This is a genomic window from Rhizobium sp. 05L429, from assembly GCF_056397645.1.
The window spans coordinates 15,276-33,679 of the sequence record NZ_JBFTNV010000009.1 but is presented as its reverse complement, the minus strand read 5'-3'; the positions used below and the strand labels follow the sequence as shown (position 1 = coordinate 33,679).

At 59.5% G+C, this 18,404-nt stretch carries 20 protein-coding genes; 3 read left to right on the top strand and 17 right to left on the bottom strand.

Features of this window, described 5'->3' with window-relative positions:
* Position 1: 1 nt before the first annotated feature.
* From AC1DNW_RS11665 to AC1DNW_RS11625, 9 genes are all read right to left on the bottom strand, one after another.
* On the bottom strand, positions 2-733 hold the full coding sequence (locus tag AC1DNW_RS11665; RefSeq protein ID WP_113308147.1) for a nucleotidyltransferase family protein: 732 nt from the start codon (positions 731-733) through the stop codon (positions 2-4).
* A 12-nt stretch (positions 734-745) separates the two neighbouring features.
* The gene (gene tsaE / locus AC1DNW_RS11660) at positions 746-2,257 is read right to left on the bottom strand and encodes a tRNA (adenosine(37)-N6)-threonylcarbamoyltransferase complex ATPase subunit type 1 TsaE (RefSeq protein WP_113308146.1); all 1,512 of its coding nucleotides are present in this window, start codon (positions 2,255-2,257) and stop codon (positions 746-748) included.
* Positions 2,254-4,836, bottom strand: coding sequence for a sensor histidine kinase (locus AC1DNW_RS11655; RefSeq protein ID WP_477852742.1), 2,583 nt, complete (start codon positions 4,834-4,836; stop codon positions 2,254-2,256). The genes tsaE and AC1DNW_RS11655 overlap by 4 nt, the downstream gene beginning before the upstream one ends.
* A 202-nt stretch (positions 4,837-5,038) precedes the next feature.
* Positions 5,039-6,439, bottom strand: a complete 1,401-nt coding sequence (gene ahcY, locus AC1DNW_RS11650) for an adenosylhomocysteinase (protein ID WP_113300866.1) — start codon at positions 6,437-6,439, stop codon at positions 5,039-5,041.
* A 165-nt stretch (positions 6,440-6,604) separates the two neighbouring features.
* On the bottom strand, positions 6,605-6,880 hold the full coding sequence (locus AC1DNW_RS11645; RefSeq protein WP_113300867.1) for an HPr family phosphocarrier protein: 276 nt from the start codon (positions 6,878-6,880) through the stop codon (positions 6,605-6,607).
* A gap of 9 nt (positions 6,881-6,889) precedes the next feature.
* Entirely contained in the window at positions 6,890-7,291 is a 402-nt protein-coding gene (locus tag AC1DNW_RS11640; RefSeq protein WP_007813746.1) for a PTS sugar transporter subunit IIA, read from the bottom strand.
* Between the two features lie 153 nt (positions 7,292-7,444).
* On the bottom strand, positions 7,445-7,885 hold the full coding sequence (locus AC1DNW_RS11635) for a serine/threonine protein kinase (RefSeq protein ID WP_113308144.1): 441 nt from the start codon (positions 7,883-7,885) through the stop codon (positions 7,445-7,447).
* Positions 7,882-9,672, bottom strand: a complete 1,791-nt coding sequence (locus AC1DNW_RS11630; RefSeq protein ID WP_477852741.1) for a stimulus-sensing domain-containing protein — start codon at positions 9,670-9,672, stop codon at positions 7,882-7,884. The genes AC1DNW_RS11635 and AC1DNW_RS11630 overlap by 4 nt, the downstream gene beginning before the upstream one ends.
* Before the next feature lie 77 nt (positions 9,673-9,749).
* On the bottom strand, positions 9,750-10,487 hold the full coding sequence (locus tag AC1DNW_RS11625) for a response regulator transcription factor (RefSeq protein WP_477835862.1): 738 nt from the start codon (positions 10,485-10,487) through the stop codon (positions 9,750-9,752).
* Positions 10,488-10,824: 337 nt separating this feature from the next.
* Between AC1DNW_RS11625 and AC1DNW_RS11620 the strand changes: the two genes are divergently transcribed.
* The 3 genes from AC1DNW_RS11620 to AC1DNW_RS11610 all read left to right on the top strand — a co-directional run bounded on the left by AC1DNW_RS11620 (position 10,825) and on the right by AC1DNW_RS11610 (position 13,585).
* Positions 10,825-12,435: a phosphoenolpyruvate carboxykinase gene (locus AC1DNW_RS11620; protein ID WP_113308143.1), complete on the top strand. Its 1,611-nt coding sequence runs from the start codon at positions 10,825-10,827 to the stop codon at positions 12,433-12,435.
* A gap of 99 nt (positions 12,436-12,534) precedes the next feature.
* On the top strand, positions 12,535-12,972 hold the full coding sequence (gene arfB / locus AC1DNW_RS11615; protein ID WP_113300872.1) for an alternative ribosome rescue aminoacyl-tRNA hydrolase ArfB: 438 nt from the start codon (positions 12,535-12,537) through the stop codon (positions 12,970-12,972).
* 1 nt (position 12,973) lies between these two features.
* Positions 12,974-13,585, top strand: coding sequence for an alpha-ketoglutarate-dependent dioxygenase AlkB (locus AC1DNW_RS11610; RefSeq protein ID WP_113308142.1), 612 nt, complete (start codon positions 12,974-12,976; stop codon positions 13,583-13,585).
* 11 nt (positions 13,586-13,596) lie between these two features.
* Here AC1DNW_RS11610 and coaA read toward each other — a convergent pair whose 3' ends face one another.
* From coaA to AC1DNW_RS11570, 8 genes are all read right to left on the bottom strand, one after another.
* The gene (gene coaA / locus AC1DNW_RS11605; protein ID WP_113300874.1) at positions 13,597-14,592 is read right to left on the bottom strand and encodes a type I pantothenate kinase; all 996 of its coding nucleotides are present in this window, start codon (positions 14,590-14,592) and stop codon (positions 13,597-13,599) included.
* Complete coding sequence (locus AC1DNW_RS11600) at positions 14,589-14,912, bottom strand: phosphoribosyl-ATP diphosphatase (RefSeq protein WP_113300875.1); 324 nt, start codon at positions 14,910-14,912, stop codon at positions 14,589-14,591. The genes coaA and AC1DNW_RS11600 overlap by 4 nt, the downstream gene beginning before the upstream one ends.
* Positions 14,913-14,928: 16 nt before the next feature.
* Positions 14,929-15,717 (bottom strand): imidazole glycerol phosphate synthase subunit HisF, encoded by a 789-nt coding sequence (gene hisF / locus AC1DNW_RS11595; protein WP_477852740.1) that lies wholly within the window; start codon positions 15,715-15,717, stop codon positions 14,929-14,931.
* Complete coding sequence (gene hisA, locus AC1DNW_RS11590) at positions 15,717-16,463, bottom strand: 1-(5-phosphoribosyl)-5-[(5-phosphoribosylamino)methylideneamino]imidazole-4-carboxamide isomerase (protein WP_113308140.1); 747 nt, start codon at positions 16,461-16,463, stop codon at positions 15,717-15,719. Before hisA ends, hisF begins: the two co-directional genes overlap by 1 nt.
* Positions 16,464-16,468: 5 nt before the next feature.
* Complete coding sequence (locus AC1DNW_RS11585) at positions 16,469-17,023, bottom strand: hypothetical protein (protein WP_113308139.1); 555 nt, start codon at positions 17,021-17,023, stop codon at positions 16,469-16,471.
* The gene (locus tag AC1DNW_RS11580; RefSeq protein ID WP_113308138.1) at positions 17,023-17,205 is read right to left on the bottom strand and encodes a hypothetical protein; all 183 of its coding nucleotides are present in this window, start codon (positions 17,203-17,205) and stop codon (positions 17,023-17,025) included. The genes AC1DNW_RS11585 and AC1DNW_RS11580 overlap by 1 nt, the downstream gene beginning before the upstream one ends.
* 68 nt (positions 17,206-17,273) lie before the next feature.
* A complete protein-coding gene (gene hisH / locus AC1DNW_RS11575; RefSeq protein WP_113308137.1) occupies positions 17,274-17,924 on the bottom strand; it encodes an imidazole glycerol phosphate synthase subunit HisH in 651 nt (216 codons plus the stop codon).
* Positions 17,924-18,394 (bottom strand): DUF2628 domain-containing protein, encoded by a 471-nt coding sequence (locus tag AC1DNW_RS11570; RefSeq protein ID WP_113300881.1) that lies wholly within the window; start codon positions 18,392-18,394, stop codon positions 17,924-17,926. The genes hisH and AC1DNW_RS11570 overlap by 1 nt, the downstream gene beginning before the upstream one ends.
* Positions 18,395-18,404 lie beyond the last annotated feature (10 nt).

Sequence of the window (18,404 nt, the reverse complement as noted above, 5' to 3'; positions counted from 1 at the left end):
GTCACGCAAACGTCCGGAACCGCCGGATCGTTTCCTCCGCATCGTCAATCGCATCAGGCGTGCCGACCGTCAGCCAATGACCTTCCATCATCATGCCGAAAAGCCGACCGCGGGCGATCGCCCTGTCGAAATAGATATTCAGATTGAAGGGGCCATCGGGCGCATCGTCCAGCAGCGCGGGGCTCATGACGATCGCACCGGCATAGACAACCGGATTTGAGGGATCGTCGCGGTAGCGCGTAAGCCGACCGTCGGCGCCAAGGCTGAAATCGTTCCTGCCGTTATGGCCGGTCGTATCTTCGATGCGCACGCACAGCAGCGCCATATCCATGCGTTCAATATCGAAGAATCCGGCTAAGCGCCGGAGATTGTTTGGTCGGTCCGAGGGCTCGCCGATCCAGAAAAGGTCGGCATTCATGACAAAAACCGGCTCACGGTCGAGCAGCTTCAGTCCCTTCGCCAACCCGCCACCGGAATCCATCAGCGCGTTGCGCTCGTCGGAAATGGCGATATCGAGCCCGCGATAGGCATTGAGATGATCTTCCATCTGATCGGCAAAATGATGGACATTGACTGCAGCGCGTTCCACACCGGCTTCGACGAGTGAATCCAGTGCATAGTCGATCATCGGCTTGCCGCCGATTTTCACCAGTGGCTTCGGAATCGTATCGGTAATCGGGCGCATGCGGGTTCCGAGTCCCGCGGCCAGTACCATGGCTTGTCTGACGGTCATGCTGATCCGGATTTATGATTCGGCTGGCAGTATTCCAGCCCTTGTGCACCATTCGCGCAAGGGGGCAAGCGCCTCATGTTCCAGCGCCACTTTCAAATAGGAAAGCGTTCGCGGCATATGCTGTAGATAGTCAGGCTTGCCGTCTCGCTGCAAGAGACGCACCCAAAGGCCGGCAAGCTTGCAGTTGCGCTGCGCCGACATGATAGACCATGCCTTCATGAATCCGGCTTCGTCGAAATTGCCGCCCGCGCGCCGCAGCGAAAGATAGTTGTCCATCAGCTGTCGGAAGAGGTCCGGCGCGATCGTGACACGCGCGTCTTGAATAACGGAGGCGAGATCATAGGCGGTCGGTCCGATCATCGCATCCTGGAAGTCGATGATGCCGATCCTGCGAATGCCGCTCTCGTGCCCGCGCCAGATGAGGTTGGGCGAATGAAAGTCGCGCAACAACAGATTGGTTTCGGCCGGTTGCAGCTCGTCGATCAGATGATCCCAGATCGCGAGATACTCTTCGCGCTCGACATCCGTGGGTCCTGTGCCGCGCCTCCAGGCAATATGCCAGTCGAGCACAAGCCGCACCTCCATCTTCATCGCCGTGCGATCGAAGTCCGGGATATGATGCGTATGCGTGGCCGAAACCGGAATATCTCGCGGGATCTGCATCGAATGAAGATGGGCGAGGCAGGCCACGCTTTGCCGGTAACGCTCGGCGATCGGCCGTCCGTCATCGTCCAGCACGCCCTCGGTGCCGAGATCCTCGATCAGCAGGATGCCCTGATCATAGTCGACCTCATAGATTTCCGGCGTTGCAAGGCCCCGCTCGCGCAAGGCATCGGCGATGGCCACGAAAGGATAAGCGTCCTGCGCCAGATGCGCGACCTTCGGATAGGGTTTGCCGTCATGGACTGGCGGCCCCTCGGGATGCGGCCGCCAGTCCATGAGGATTTTCCGCGAACCATCACCGAGACGGAAATATTCGTAGACCCGAAACGAGGCGTCACCGGTCAGGAATCGCCGTTCTGCATCGCCATAGCCGGCATCCGCGAGGAAGCTGCGGATCGCCAGCACGCGATGGATACGAGCTGCAGTTTTCTCCGGTGCCGTGATCGTTGCGCGACGGCCGGTACCTTCATGTTCGAGCCGCAGAGAGATGCGCGCTACGGGCAACTCACCTTCCGCCATCTCCGGCCATTCGACGATGCAGATGCCGTTCTCAAGCGCTTCGTCGAATCCGAGCTCCGTCAGTTCCGAGGGATCGCCGAGCCGGTAGAGATCGAAATGCGAGACGGGAATGCGCAGCTCGTAGGATTGCACCAGCGTAAAGGTGGGGCTCGGAACTTCCAGCCTGTCATCATCAGCCATCGTGCGCAGGAAAGCCCGCGCCAGCGAGGATTTTCCGGCGCCAAGATCGCCCGACAGTGCCAGGCAATCGCCCGCTTTTAGCGCTAGCGCCAGATCATTGCCGAGGCGTAGGGTTGCCGCTTCGTCTTCCAGGAAAAGCGAGATGACGTCGCTTTGCGTCATTCGGCGGCGACGGAATGCGGCAGGTTGATGGAAGGGATGCGGCAGGTCACTGTCGTTCCCTTGCCCGGTTCGCTGTCGATGCCGACCTCGCCATTATGCAGGCTGACGAAGCTGTCGACGATCGAAAGGCCAAGCCCGGCGCCGCCGCGCTTTCCGCTTTTAGCGCCGGTCGCGAAGCGGTCGAAGACGGTATTGATCATGTCGGGCGAAATGCCGGGGCCGCTATCCCGGACAGAGAAGGCGAAATCCGTGCCTTCCCGGCGGCATTCCAGAGCGATGGACGCACCTTCCGGCGAGAAATTGGCAGCATTGGCCAAAAGCTTCAGCAGGATCTGCTTCAGGCGCTGCGGATCGGCGACGATCGAACCGAGATAGGCCGGAGCAGTGATCTCGAGCGAAACGCCGCTTTCCTGCAGCCGGTCGGCGATCTGCATGGAGACATCGTCGAGCAGATCGGCGAGATCAATTTCCGCATAGTTGAGCCGCATGATGCCGGCATCGACAGTCGCCAGATCAAGGATGTCGTTGACGAGTGTCAGCAGCACCGAGGATGAGGTGGCGATATGGTCGATATATTCCGTCTGCCGCTCGTTCAGCGGGCCAACGCCCGGCGTGCGCAGCAGATCGGTAAAGCCGATAATATTCGTCAGCGGCGAACGCAGCTCATAGGAGACATGCTGTACGAAGTCGTTCTTCARCTCATCGGCCTTGCGCAGCGCCTCGTTCTTTTCCGTCAGCGCCCGTTCGGCACGGACGCTGTCAGTCATGTTGACGAAGGTCAGCATGGTCTGTGCGTTCGGCAACGGGATCACCGCGAAGTCGAGCACGAGGCCGGACAACAGTTCGAGCGTTCCCTGGCTGGAACGACGCTCGTCGTCGAAGCTGGTAATCAGCTCGGCAAAGGTCTTCCAGCCATMCGCCTGGTCATAGGATGGAGAGCAGGCTTCGCCGATGGCGCGGATATGCGTGCCGGGCTTGGCTTCCGTTTCGGTGATACCCCACAGCGCACGGAAGGCCGGGTTGGAAAGGCGGATACGGCCATCAGGCCCGAAGACGGCAACGCCTTCCGACAGATGGTCGATCGTTTCGCCCTGCACCTTCACCAGCGTGTTGTAGCGTGTTTCGAGATCCACCTGCTCGGTCAGGTTCTCAAAGACCCAGGTCGCGCCGCCCTGTGGATGCGCAGTAGCGAAGACGCGCAGCGTCTGCCCGTTCGGAAGGTGCCAGAGGTCGGACTGCGTATCGAGCGAACGATAGACCGAAAGCGCCGTTTCCTTCCACGATTTCCAGTTCAACTGGTCGGGCAGCTTCTTGGCAGCACGAAGGCGTTCCAGAAGCTCGCTGTTGTCAGGTTTGCTTTCGAGGAACGCGATATCGAGCTCCCAGAGCGAAACGAAGGCCTGGTTGTAGAATTGCAGCCTGCGGTCGCCGTCGAAGATGGCAACKGGTGTCGCGAGATGATCGAGCGTCTCGGCATGGCTTTTCAGCGTGCGTTCCAGCTCGGCGCGAACCGCTTCGACATCGGAAACATCGAGGGCAATGCCGGCTGAGCCACTCGGAACCTTTACATCGACGACATCGAAGAACGTGCGGTTGCCGCGCACGACGGTCGAAATCTTGTCGTGGAAGGGCGATTCCGACGTCGCGGTGGCGCGTATGCGCTCACGGGCGATGGTCGTCAGGATCTCACGGCCCTCGTTTACCGCCTGATCCGGTGATTGCGCCTCCACGGCATCGCCATAGGCATGGTTTACCCAGGTCAGGCGCCCAGCGATGTCGCGCTGCCAGGCCGGCATGTCGATGGCGTCGAGCATGCTCTGGAAGGCGGAGATCGACGTCATCAGACGGTCGCGCTCTATCTTGAGTTCGGCCAGTTCGGCGCGCAGATTATTGAGCGCCACGAAGCGAACGAAGGCGCGACCGCCGGAAACCCGGCCTTGTGCTTCGAGTACCTCATCCCTGATGGTCTCGACTACCATGTCGAAGCTTTCCGCCTGTTCACGAAGGCGGCCGATCGCCCGCTCCAGCTCGGATGCGGATCGCGCCTTCAGCCAGAGGCCGAAGGCGAGGAATTCGTTGTCCTGCGGCGCGCCGGTTTCCGGTGGAAGCTGGCCGAGCAGTTCCGGCCGGGCGACGCCATCCCAGATGACGATGCGCCGGTTCTTGTCGGCAATGAGTGCCTGATATTGCGAAATGCGCTGCTGTGCATCCGAAAGCGCCGAGCGGATCTCGCGGCTTTCATTTTCGAGATTGCCACGCTGGCGCACCAGCCAGAGCGTCGAAAGCAGGGCGGCCGAAATAACGCCGATGACGACAGAAAGGCCGACAACCTGAGAGGAGGTGAAAAGATGTGCAGACGCGCCAATACCCGTCTGCGCCAGCGCCAGAACTGGCCATGCAGAAACAGCTGCGGTGCTGGCAGCGCACAGCTTTGCAATACGTGCCAAAGACCAATGTTTTTGCCGTGCGGTCACAGGGGCCGCGGCAAATTTATATTTTTGGCCTGCCCGAAGCGGACGGTCAGCGGCATAAGCGCTGCCCTCMGCCTGGCTAAGCAGGCTGTGTTTCATTTCCGACATCAGAGGTCTGTCTCCGTCCTTTAATGTGCCGCATCACGACAAGACATCCCATTTTCGTGGGAAACGGAGAGGTCCGAAGCCACGAATCAAGTCTTAAAACAATACTTCGGAAGGGAATCGGCGGAAAGRGAGTGCTCAAAAAATAAGCCCCGGCATTTGTCAATGTCGGGGCTACCACATCTTGTGGATATCTAAGATTAGATCAGTACCTGTAGTGGTCTGCCTTGAAAGGACCCTGCGGCTTTACGCCGATATAGGCAGCCTGCTCTTCGCTGAGCTGGGTAAGCTTCACGCCGAGCTTGTCAAGGTGCAGGCGCGCAACCTTCTCGTCCAGATGCTTCGGCAGGATGTAGACTTTGCTCTCGTACTGGTCGGGCTTGGTGAAGAGCTCGATCTGCGCCAGCGTCTGGTTGGTGAAAGAGGCCGACATGACGAAGGACGGATGGCCCGTCGCGTTGCCGAGGTTCAGAAGGCGGCCCTCGGAGAGAAGGATGATGCGGTTGCCCTTCGGGAACTCGATCAGGTCGACCTGCGGCTTGACGTTGGTCCATTTCAGGTTACGCAGTGCGGCAACTTCGATTTCGTTGTCGAAGTGACCGATATTGCCGACGATCGCCATATCCTTCATCTGACGCATATGGTCGATGCGGATGACGTCCTTGTTGCCCGTGGTGGTGATGAAAATATCGGCGGAAGAAACGACGTCCTCCAGCAGAACGACTTCATAACCGTCCATCGCCGCCTGCAATGCGCAGATCGGATCAGCTTCCGTAACCTTGACGCGGGCGCCGGCGCCGGAAAGCGAAGCGGCAGAACCCTTGCCGACGTCGCCATAACCGCAGACGACGGCAACCTTGCCTGCCATCATGACGTCGGTGCCGCGGCGGATGCCGTCAACCAGCGATTCCTTGCAGCCGTACTTGTTGTCGAACTTCGACTTGGTAACGGAGTCGTTGACATTGATGGCCGGGAACGGCAGCAAGCCCTTCTGGCTGAGCTGGTAGAGGCGGTTGACGCCCGTCGTGGTTTCTTCGGTAACGCCCTTGATGGCGTCGCGCTGCTTTGTGAACCAGCCCGGTGAAGCGGCAAGACGCTTCTTGATCTGTGCGAAGAGGATTTCCTCTTCTTCGGAATGCGGGTGAGAGAGCACGTCCTCGCCAGCTTCGGCACGAGCGCCGAGAAGGATGTACATGGTGGCGTCGCCGCCATCATCGAGGATCATGTTGGAGAGGCCGCCATCGGCCCACTGGAAGATCTTGTCGGTGTAGACCCAGTAATCCTCGAGAGATTCGCCCTTGATCGCGAAGACCGGAACGCCGGAAGCGGCGATCGCAGCAGCGGCATGATCCTGCGTCGAGAAGATGTTGCACGATGCCCAGCGGACTTCGGCGCCGAGAGCCACCAGTGTCTCGATGAGAACGGCCGTCTGGATCGTCATGTGCAGCGAGCCGGTGATGCGTGCACCCTTCAGCGGCTTGGATTCACCGAATTCGGCACGGCAGGACATGAGGCCGGGCATTTCGGTTTCGGCGATGGTGATTTCCTTGCGACCGAAATCTGCAAGGCCGATATCGGCGACAACATAATCTTTTTCAGTGCTCATAAGGCTCTCCAGGCTGAAACGTCTCAAAAACATCGAGGACGCGACGATGACCGCAACGGATCGAACGGGTGCGGAATGCACGTTATGCTCGCCGTTTAGCAGGCTTCGGCCGGGAAGGCAACGGGGATATAAAGAAGTCTTTATATCTTTATATGGCGTTGAAGATTAGATTTCTTCGCCGAACTTGTTCTGGATGAGCTGATCGAGGGCATTCAGTGCTTCGGCAGCCTGGTTGCCGGTCGCCGAGACGACGACACTGGAGCCGGGGCTTGCCGCAAGCATCATAAGGCCCATGATGGAGGTGCCGCCAACCGTCATGCCGTCCTTGGAAACGGTGATCGTCGCGTCGAAGGCATCGACCGTCTGGACGAACTTTGCCGAAGCGCGCGCGTGCAAGCCACGCTTATTGATGATGAGGAGTTCGCGGGAGAGCGGTGTCATTTAGGCTTCTTACTTTCCGCTCAGGACCCGGCTCGCAACGTTGATGTATTTGCGGCCCGCCTCGGAAGCCTCGGCAAGCGCCTTTTCCATATTGTTTTCGCCGCGCACGCCGGCGAGCTTGATCAACATCGGCAGGTTGACGCCGGCGATGACTTCGGTGTGGCCGCTGCTCATCACCGAGATTGCGAGATTGGAAGGTGTACCGCCGAACATGTCGGTGAGAATGACGACGCCATGGCCGTCGTCTGCGCCGGAAACGGCTTCGAGAATGTCCTGTCGTCTTTGATCCATATCGTCTTCCGGTCCGATGCAGACCGTTTCGATGAATTTCTGAGGACCGACGACGTGCTCTACGGCATGACGAAACTCTTCAGCCAGCTTGCCATGAGTGACAAGCACAAGTCCGATCATGATATTACTGCTCCCATGGCATACGCAACCCGTGGCCCCAATATCGCAACGCAGCAATTACGTCCACCGGTGGGGGCACATCTTGGCGATCAAAAGCCGAAGTGCAAGATAAAAATACAAATATATAGGCCGTATCGGGCCGTCCGGAAGTCCTCAGCTTCCGATTTCCGGCGCTTTTGCCATCAACACGGCAAGGGGCAGGGGAAGGTTGGGCAACAATCGCAATACAGGCAACTCGAAGCCCCCGGCAAGAACGACGGTCTCCCTCTCCGCAGGGAGCCGGTTCTCTCCTGTGGCGCTGGCCGGCAGGACTGCAAAATGCATTGCCGCCTGCGCAATATGATCGTGTTTTACGATCCCGGTGCCGCGCAATTCGATGAGCCCGGCAATAGCGGCCGGACAGGCGGCAATGATTGCTCCGTCCCGTTTCGAAAGAAGTACCTGATCATCGGCTACGAGGGTAGAAAAGACACCCTGCCGCCGCGCCTCCGTCATACAGGTAAAGGCGGTCATCGACTTGCCCCAGCCTGAGGGACCGGTGAACAGCAGGCCGGTCTTTCCGACGACGATCGCGGTGGCGTGGATATTGATCATGCCGCGGCATCGGCCGGAAGAGCCAGAATGAAGCGGGCGCCGAGCAGCTTGCCGCTTTCGTCATCGACAATGTTTTCGGCCCGCAATGAACCGCCATGCGCCTCGGCGATCTGTCGGCTGATGGAAAGCCCGAGGCCGGAATTCTGACCGAAGCCTTCGGATTCCGGTCGGTCGGTATAAAAGCGTTCGAAGATGCGGTCGATATTCTCGGCCTGGATGCCCGGACCGTTGTCTTCGATATAGACGACGCAACGGGAGCGGGTACGGACCAGACGCACCGTGATCCTGCCGTTTTGCTCCGGCACGAAGGAACGGGCATTTTCAATCAGGTTGGTGATGATTTGGCCGATACGCAGGTCATGTCCTTTGATGACAAAGCGCGTCTTGACGTTCGGCTTGCGATCGACGGCATATTCGATCTCGACCTTCTTCTTGGTGCTGCGGATCTGGCGTGACAGGTCGACGAGGTCGCGCAGAAATACTTCCAGATCGACAGATCCGGCATCGACGCGCGCAAGCTCGGCATCGAGACGGGATGCGTCCGAGATATCGCTGATCAGACGGTCGAGGCGACGAACATCGTGCTGGATGACATCCATCAGCCGCTTCTTGGAATCGTCGGATTTGGCGAGCGGCAGTGTTTCGACGGCGCTGCGCAGCGAGGTCAGCGGGTTCTTCAACTCGTGGCTGACATCGGCCGCAAAGCTCTCGATAGCATCGATCCTGTCGTAGAGGGCCGTCGTCATTTCKCGGAGTGCTATGGAAAGGTTGCCGATTTCGTCCTGACGCGCCGAAAAGTCTGGAATTTCCTCGCGCTCCTTGGCGCCGCGGCGCACCCGGATGGCCGCCGCCGAAAGCCGGCGCAGCGGATTGGCGATGGTCGAGGAAAGCACGAGCGCCATCAGCACGTTGACGAGCGTCGCAACGCCGAAGACGCGCATAATTGCGAGACGCTCGGCATGCACGATATTGTCGATATCGCCGGCCTGAGTCGACAGCAGCAGCACGCCGAGGACGGCGCGGAAACGCTGGATCGGCACGGCAACCGAAACGATGAGCTCACCCTTTTCCGTCGTGCGCACGACTGCGCCGCGTACACCCGTCAGCGCGTTCATCACCTCGGGATAGATAGAGCCGTCGCCACCCGGCGCTTCCTTGTAGACCGGAAGATTGCCCGGCTGTAGCGCCTTGTTGAAAAGGGCCGTGAACCATTCGCTCCAGGTCTGTTTTTCTTCTTCCACCGGCGGCAGGTCGAAACGCAGAACCTGGCCACGCGAATAGAGATGCCGGGAATCAAGCAGCAGATTGGCATCGGCATCGAAGATGCGGGCGCGAGTGCGGGTCGGTGAGATCAGCCGCCGAAGAACCGGTGCCACCTTTTCCGGATCGATCGGGAATTCGAGATCCTCGTCGTTCGGCACCGGCGTGATGCTCTGGCCGGCCTGCAGTTCGAGCAGCTTCTGCGGATCGATGGTGATCGAGTTGGTATCAACGGAAGCCGAAGCCGAAACCGCGCCGGCGATGATTTCACCCTGCGTCAGCAGGCTTTCGACACGTGCKTCGATCAGGCCTTCGCGGAACTGGTTGAGATAGAGAATGCCACCGACGAGGACGAGCAGAGCTGCAAGGTTGAAGAAGACGATGCGGCGCGTCAGGCTMGAAAAGACCGCATTGCCGAAGATGCGGCGGATCAGGGTGAAGGGATGCGACCAACGCCGGCCCCTGACGCGTCGGGTGCTCACGCCCTCCGCATCATCCAGATCTCTTTCCTGCACTAACTGTGCCAATGACGGCCCTTTCGGAGGGGCGGGGCCAGCTCGACCGGCCCGCCGCCCTCAATCGTATCTTGCCGCGCCTTTTGGCGTCAGGCTGCTTCGCGGAAGCGGTAACCCACACCGTAAAGCGTTTCAATCATATCAAAGTCAGTATCGACCATCTTGAACTTCTTGCGCAGCCGCTTGATGTGGCTGTCGATGGTGCGGTCATCAACATACACCTGTTCGTCATAGGCGGCATCCATCAGGGCGTCGCGGCTTTTCACCACACCTGGTCGCTGGGCCAGTGAATGCAGGATCAGGAATTCGGTGACGGTGAGGGTGACCGCCTCGCCCTTCCAGGTGCAGGTGTGGCGTTCCTGGTCCATGACCAGTTGGCCGCGCTCGAGCGAACGGGCCTGCTGAACAGCGCCTGCCTTTGGCGCGCCGACAGTTGTGCTGCCGCCGGCCGCTGCCGCCTCGCGGCTCGAAGCGCGGCGCAATACCGCGCGAACGCGCTCGACCAGCAGACGCTGGGAGAAGGGCTTGGTGATGAAATCGTCGGCGCCCATCTTCAGGCCGAAGAGCTCGTCGATCTCCTCGTCCTTGGAAGTCAGGAAGATGACCGGAATGTCCGACTTCTGGCGAAGCCGGCGAAGCAGCTCCATGCCATCCATGCGCGGCATCTTGATATCGAAGATCGCCAGCTGTGGCGGGCGCGCGAGCAGGCCATCCAGCGCGGAAGCGCCGTCCGTGTAGGTCTCGACCTTATATCCTTCTGCTTCCAGTGCAATCGACACGGAAGTGAGGATGTTGCGGTCGTCGTCAACGAGCGCGATTGTCGGCATGGTGTTCGTCTCCGTCATCAGTGCGCAATCTCCCGGATTTCGTCTCCCCAGGCGGTCTTCGTGACCGGTTGCGCTTATGGAGGATAAAGGTGGAACAAATTGTGGCAAAGATAAAGGGGTAGATTGCCAGCCCTCGCAAGCCGCAATTAAAAGTGGTGCGACAAGTTGTTTCAACAGCAGGTCTTCAAACGATTTAAAACGGCCACTTAGAATTTAAATCGATTAATTATTTGATATCGTTATATTTTTTAAGTTTTCGCCTATTGCCATTTAAAATTTCTCCTCTTATTTTCGCGTTAATTTTAACGGCCAAGGCGCCTCAGCGAAGGGAAAAGCTATGGAGATGTTCGGAGTTCATAACCAGGCAATCGAGCTGGCGACGATCGGTTTCAGCGACGTACGGAGCGTACGTTACAACCTCTCCGCCGCTCTTCTCTACGAGGAATCGATTCGCCGGGGAGAGGCCGAACTGACAGCCCAGGGTGCCCTTCGCGCGACCACCGGCCAGCACACAGGCCGTTCGCCGAAGGACAAGTTCGTCGTCCGCGATGAAAACACCGATGACCAGATCTGGTGGGACAACAACAAGCCGATGTCGCCGGAGCATTTCGCCCTGCTGCACAAGGATATGCTTGCCCACGCCACCGGCAAGGACCTTTTCGTCCAGGATCTCGTCGGCGGTGCCGATGCCGGTCAGGCGCTCCCGACCCGCGTCGTGACCGAGTTCGCCTGGCATTCGCTCTTCATCCGCAACCTGCTGATCCGCCCGAAGCCCGATGCGCTTGCAGGCTTTGCGCCGAAGCTGACAATCATCGATCTGCCGAGCTTCAAGGCCGATCCGGAACGTTATGGCTGCCGCACCGAAACGGTGATCGCCTGCGACCTGACGAACGGCATCGTTCTGATCGCCGGCACCTCCTATGCCGGCGAGATGAAGAAGTCCGTCTTCACCGTGCTGAACTACCTGCTGCCGGCCAGGGGCGTCATGCCGATGCACTGCTCGGCCAATGTCGGCCCGGCGGGTGATGCTGCGGTCTTCTTCGGCCTGTCCGGTACAGGTAAGACGACGCTCTCGGCCGATCCTGCCCGTACGCTGATCGGGGATGACGAGCACGGTTGGAGCGAGAACGGCATCTTCAATTTCGAAGGTGGCTGCTATGCCAAGACAATTCGCCTCTCGGCAGAGGCCGAGCCAGAAATCTATGCCACCACCCAGCGGTTTGGCACGGTGCTTGAAAACGTCGTTCTGAACGAAGACCGCGAGCCGGATTTCGACGATGCGTCGCTGACGGAAAACACCCGCTGTGCCTATCCGATGGACTTCATCCCGAATGCATCGGAAACCGGCCTTGCGGGTCATCCGAAGACCATCATCATGCTGACGGCCGATGCCTTCGGTGTAATGCCGCCGATTGCCAAGCTGACGCCGGATCAGGCCATGTACCACTTCCTGTCCGGCTACACCGCCAAGGTGGCGGGCACGGAAAAGGGGGTCGTCGAGCCGGAAGCGACCTTCTCGACCTGCTTCGGCGCGCCCTTCATGCCGCGCCATCCGGCAGAATACGGCAATCTGCTGAAGGAGCTCATCAGCCGCCATGGCGTCGAATGCTGGCTCGTCAACACCGGTTGGACTGGCGGCGCTTACGGCATCGGCAAGCGTATGCCGATCAAGGCGACCCGTGCGCTGCTGACGGCCGCTCTTTCGGGCGAACTCGCCAAGGCCGAGCTCCGCGCTGACCCGAATTTCGGCTTTGCCGTACCGGTCGCAGTCGAAGGCGTCGATACCGGCATCCTTGATCCACGCTCGACCTGGGCCGACAAGCCGGCCTATGACGCGCAGGCCGAAAAGCTGGTCTCCATGTTCATCACGAACTTTGCCAAGTTCGAGGATCATGTCGATGGCGGCGTGCGCGATGCGGCGCCCGGCATCAAGGTCGCTGCCGAATAATACGCCAACAAACCTTTGGCGATTCACGTGAAACCCGGTCGCTCAAGCGCCGGGTTTCATCCGCTTCCAATTCGTAGCCATTATGCGCTAGAACGCGGMATGGCCAGCGACGCGCTCTATATCAATGACAGGATTACCATCGCCGGATGGGAGCTGACGGAACAGTTCGTTCTGGCAGGCGGTCCCGGCGGTCAAAACGTCAACAAGGTCTCGACGGCCGTCCAGCTCTTCTTCAACATCCCGAATTCGCCATCGCTCAACGAGCGTGTCAAAGCCAATGCGATCAAGCTTGCCGGCCGGCGGATGTCGAAGGAAGGCGTGCTGATGATTGAGGCAAGCCGCTTCCGCAGTCAGGACCGTAATCGTGAAGACGCACGCGAGCGGCTGAAGGAGCTGGTCCTGGAGGCTGCCAAGCCGCCACCGCCACCCCGCAAGAAAACCAAGCCGACCAAGGGCTCGATCGAACGGCGCCTGAAGGAAAAATCCGGCCGCTCGGATGTCAAGAAGATGCGTGGCCGTCCGGCGGGCGGAGAATGATATGCCGGAACTCTTGAGTGGTATCCGCCATCTTCCCGAATATCTGGATCGCATCCGTCAGGAGACGCTGGTCGGCATCATCAGGAATATCGTTGCAGAAGCCCCACTCTACGTGCCGGTCATGCCCGGCACAGGAAAACCGATGTCGGTGCGGATGACCAATTGCGGTTCTCTCGGCTGGGTGACGGACAAGGAGCGCGGCTACCGTTATCAGCCGATGCATCCGGCGACCGGCAGGCCATGGCCGGTAATCCCGCAGGAATTGCTGGAGATTTGGAATGATGTTTCGGGCTACGACAAGCCGCCGGAGGCCTGTCTCGTCAATTTCTATGCGGACGAGGCACGCATGGGCCTGCATCAGGACAGGGACGAGAACGACCTGAAGGCACCGGTCGTCTCGATTTCACTCGGCAATGCCTGCCTCTTCCGTGTCGGCGGCCTGAACCGCAACGACAAGACCATGTCTTTCAAGTTGTCGAGTGGGGATCTGGTTATTCTCGGTGGAGAGGGGCGGCTCTGCTTCCATGGCGTCGACCGTATCTATCCGGCCACTTCCACGCTTCTGAAGAACGGCGGCCGCATCAACCTGACGCTCCGCCGGGTCAACCCGTAAATCCGGCAGCCCTATAGCTTGCGCAACGCCACCTGCTCGATCAGGTGATCCTTGCCCTTGCGCAGGATAAGATCGGCGCGCGGCCGCGTCGGCAGGATGTTCTGGCGCAGGTTCTTCAGATTGATGTTCGCCCAAAGGTCTTCGGCGATTGCAACCGCTTCCTCGTCGCTGATTGATGCGTAGCGGTGGAAGTAGGAATTCGGATCCCGGAAGGCCGTTTCCCTGAGCCGCATGAAACGCGTCACATACCAGTTGTGGATCTGCGTTTCCTCGGCATCGATATAGATCGAGAAGTCGAAGAAGTCGGAAACCATCGGCACAATCTTGCCGTCGGCCGGCAGGTCGCGCGACTGCAGAACGTTGATGCCCTCGAAAATCAGGATATCAGGCCGGTCGACGATTTTGTGCTCGTCCGGCAATACATCATAGACGAGATGCGAATAGGAAGGCGCTTTGACATCTGTCAGGCCGGCCTTGATCGCCGACAGGAAACGCAGGATCGCGCCGGTGTCGTAACTTTCCGGAAAACCCTTGCGCTGCATCAGGTTCTCGCGCTTCAGCACCGCGTTCGGATAGAGAAAACCGTCCGTAGTGACGAGGTCGACCTTCGGGCTGGAGGGCCAGCGGCCGAGCAGCTCCTTGAGGATACGTGCCGTCGTGGATTTTCCCACAGCCACCGATCCTGCAATGCCGATCACGAAAGGGGTCTTCGTCACATCCGACAGGCTGAGGAAGCGGTTGCGTTGCTCGAACAGCAGCTGTGAGGATTCCACATGCGCGGAAAGCAGGCGCGACAGCGACAGGTAGATGCGCCTGACTTCGTCGAGATCAATCGGATCGCCCATGGAGCGGAGCCGCTTGACCTCGTCGGCCTTCAGCGTCATCGGCGTGTCGGCGCGAAACTTCGCCCACTGTTCTGATGTGAAGAAGTGGTAGGGGGAATAGGAAGCGGTCTGGAAATGATCCATCTTTTCCGCCACCCCGATAATCTGCGTCGCGATACTCATGAACTCTGCCGGCTGGCCTTTTCCTTGAGGCCGGATTGCGCGGTCCGCCGCGCAAGTTCGGTCATGACATTCTCTAGCGGTATTTCAGCAATCTTCAATACGACCATTAGATGATAGAGAACGTCAGCTGCTTCATAGGTGAGGTTATCGCGGTCGTTGGTGACGGCCGCCATGACAGCTTCGATCGCTTCCTCGCCGAGTTTTTTGGCCGCTTTCTGCTGCCCGCCGGCCACCATCCTGGCGGTCCAGGATTCCTCAGGTGAGGCCTTCGCCCGCTCTTCGACGATCCGCTCGAGGTCGGAAAGGGAAAATCCGCTCATGATACTGCTTTCAAACTCAGTCGAGCCGCATCGCGATGCCGCGTTCTGACATATAGCGCTTCGCTTCGCCGACGGAATAGGTGCCGAAATGGAATATTGACGCAGCGAGCACCGCGTTGGCATGGCCATCCGTCACCCCGGCCACGAGATCGTCGAGATCACCGACACCGCCCGAGGCGATAACGGGAACCCGGACGGAATCGGCAATCGCGCGTGTCAGCTCCAGATCATAGCCGATCTTGGTGCCGTCGCGGTCCATGGAGGTGACAAGCAGTTCGCCGGCGCCGCGGTCGACCATCCTCTGCGCGAACTCGACGGCATCGATGCCGGTCGCGTTGCGGCCGCCATGCGTATAGATTTCCCAGGCGCTGAGATTGTCGCCGCCGACCTGTTGTGTGCGACGGCGCTTGGCATCGATCGAAACGACGATGCACTGGTCTCCGRATTTGTCGGCGGCTTCAGCCACGAAATCCGGATTGTTGACCGCCGCCGAATTGATCGAAACCTTGTCGGCGCCGCAGAGCAGCAGCTTGCGGATATCGGCGATGGTCCGCACACCGCCGCCGACGGTGAGCGGCATGAAACACTGCTCGGCGGTGCGTGCGACGACATCGAAGATCGTCTCGCGATTATCCGAGGATGCGGTAATGTCGAGGAAGCAGAGCTCGTCGGCACCGGCCGCATCATAGGCCTTGGCCGCTTCGACGGGATCGCCGGCATCGACCAGATTGAGGAAATTGACGCCCTTGACGACACGGCCGTCCTTGACGTCGAGACAGGGGATCACGCGGGCTTTCAGGGTCATTATGCCGTCTCCTTCGCCCGTGCTGCCTTTATGAGATCGAGCGCCTCCTTGGGATCGATCCGGCCGTCGTAAAGGGCGCGGCCTGAAATTGCGCCTTCAAGCTTGCGAGCATCCGGCTTCAGCATGCGCTTGATGTCGTCTATCGAGGCAAGTCCACCTGATGCGATGACCGGAATGGAGACAGCATCTGCCAGCTCCAGTGTCGAGGTCCAGTTGATGCCGGCCAGGATGCCGTCGCGATCGATATCGGTATAGATGATCGCGGCAACACCGGCGCCTTCGAATTTCTTCGCGAGTTCGATGATGCCGAGTTCGGATGCTTCCGCCCAGCCTTCGACAGCCACCTTGCCGCCCTTGGCATCGATGCCGACGGCAACCTGACCCGGGAACGTCTTGCAGGCTTCGATGACGAGCGATGGATCGCGCACGGCAACCGTGCCGAGGATCACGCGGCGTAGCCCGCGCGACAGCCAGTTGTCGATATGCTCGAGCGTACGGATACCGCCGCCGAGCTGTACGGGATTTTTCGTGGCCTTAAGGATGGCCTCTACCGCACCGCCATTGGCCGAATGTCCCGCGAAGGCGCCATCGAGATCGACCACATGCAGCCATTCGAAACCCTGTTCTTCGAAGGATTTCGCCTGGGCAGCCGGATCGGTGTTGTAGACCGTCGCCTGTTGCATGTCGCCGAGCTTCAGGCGAACGCATTGTCCGCCCTTCAGGTCGATCGCGGGAAAAAGGATCATTCGTCTCAGGTCCGTAGCATCGTGGGCACCATCAGTGCATTCCACGCATCTACGATATCCGAACGAAAAAAGACAGCGGCAATGGTAAGAGCGGCGAAAAGGGCGATCAGCAGCAGCGTCACGGTGAAGCCGACTCGGACCTGGCGCCAGAAGCCGGTGCGTTTCTTCATGGACTTTTCAATATCCCGCACCTTCCGTAGCGCCTCGCTGTTGGTGGCAACGAGCTGGATCTGCGGCTCCATGGCCTCGACATAGGTCTCGGCATAGCTTGAAAGGATCTGCGAAGCACGGTCGCGCAACGTGTTGCGCAGATCGGACGAAAGGTAATTGCTCGTCACTGCCGCGATTTCCGCCTCAATGGGCGAACGGCCGGCATTGCGCTTGCGATAGCTGACGATGAAATCACGCTTTTGGCGCTCGTAAAGCGCGTAGGCAAGCAGGCCGATGAGGTCATCCTCGCCTTCGATATAGAATTCCAACACGGCTTCGGCGAGATCGCCAGCGCTTATCTCGTCCGATCTCAGCCTCGAATTCTCTTTTCCCGGAAAGGTCTCCTGCATCAGCGGCCGAGCCTTTCTTTCAAGGTCTTGGCAGCATTGGAGAGCGCTTTGCGATGCAGAGCCTCGTCGACCTGGCGGATGATCGTCCCGCCGGGCAGCCTGACATCGACAAACGGCGGCTGGCCCTCTCTGGCAGGCCGCAGCCTGTAAAATATCCTTCCTGCGTTTTGCGAAGCCGGCATCGAGCGCGCTCCTGTATCTGCCCTTTCCCTTACAGGGGAAATAAGGCGCGCGTATTAAAAGCCAGCCCTTACGGCGCCCAGCGCAGGAAATTCGCGATCAGCGCCAGCCCAAGCTTCTGGCTTTTTTCCGGGTGGAACTGCGAACCGGCCATATTGTCCCGCCCGACAAAGGCCGTCATAGGCCCGCCATAGTCGGTGGTGGCAATGACGTCACCGGCATTTTCGGCGGCGAGATGGTAGGAGTGCACGAAATAGGCGTGCAGGCCATCAGGCCCGGTCGGGATGCCGTCGAAAAGCGGATGCTCATGTTTCAGGTCAAGCGTGTTCCAGCCGATCTGCGGGATTTTCAGCTCCGGATCGCCAGGTGTCATCTCCACGACATCGCCGGGAATCCAGCCGAAGCCTTGAGTCGTCGTCTTTTCAAGACCACGTGAGGACATGAGCTGCATGCCGACGCAAATGCCGAGGAAGGGACGAGCCTTCTTCTCGACGACTTCGAGCAGGGCTTCCGTCATGCCGGGCACGACATCGAGTCCGCGGCGGCAATCGGCATAAGCGCCGACGCCCGGCAGCACGATGCGGTCGGCCGCGGCGACGATCTCGGCCTTGTCCGTCAGATTGATCTCTGCCTCGATGCCGGCCTCACGAGCGGCGCGTTCGAAAGCCTTGGTGGCCGAACGCAGGTTGCCCGAGCCGTAATCTATAATTGCGACGCGCATTATTTGCGTCCTCCATCAAAACCGAAGAGACCGAGCGAAGTGGAATGGCCCTGCCGCGCCTGCGGGCTGGAAGCCTGGTTCCATTCGGGCGCCTTCAAATCGGCGCCGGTCTCGATGTTGGAAAAATAGATTTCTTCCGCAAGATCGATCGAGGAAGCGCCGATCGCGGCCTCCTCGCGCCAGCCACGGGAGGCGAGATTGCGGATGCGGAAATTCTGCCCTTCGAACCCGACGAACAGGTTGACGGCGAAGGCGAGCGCCATGCCCGCCGGCCCAAAGCCTGGCTCTTCTATAAGCACACCGCTGATCGCCTGCAGCGCGAAGGCAATAGCCGCATAAAGCCAGAGGCGATGCGCGAGCAGCCAGATCCAGGGAAAGAGGAAGGCGAGCCATGAGAAACCGTCGCGGATCGTGCGCGTATTCTCGCGCTGACCATCAGGCGGAACAAGAAAAACAAAGCTGGATGCCATTTGAAGCTCC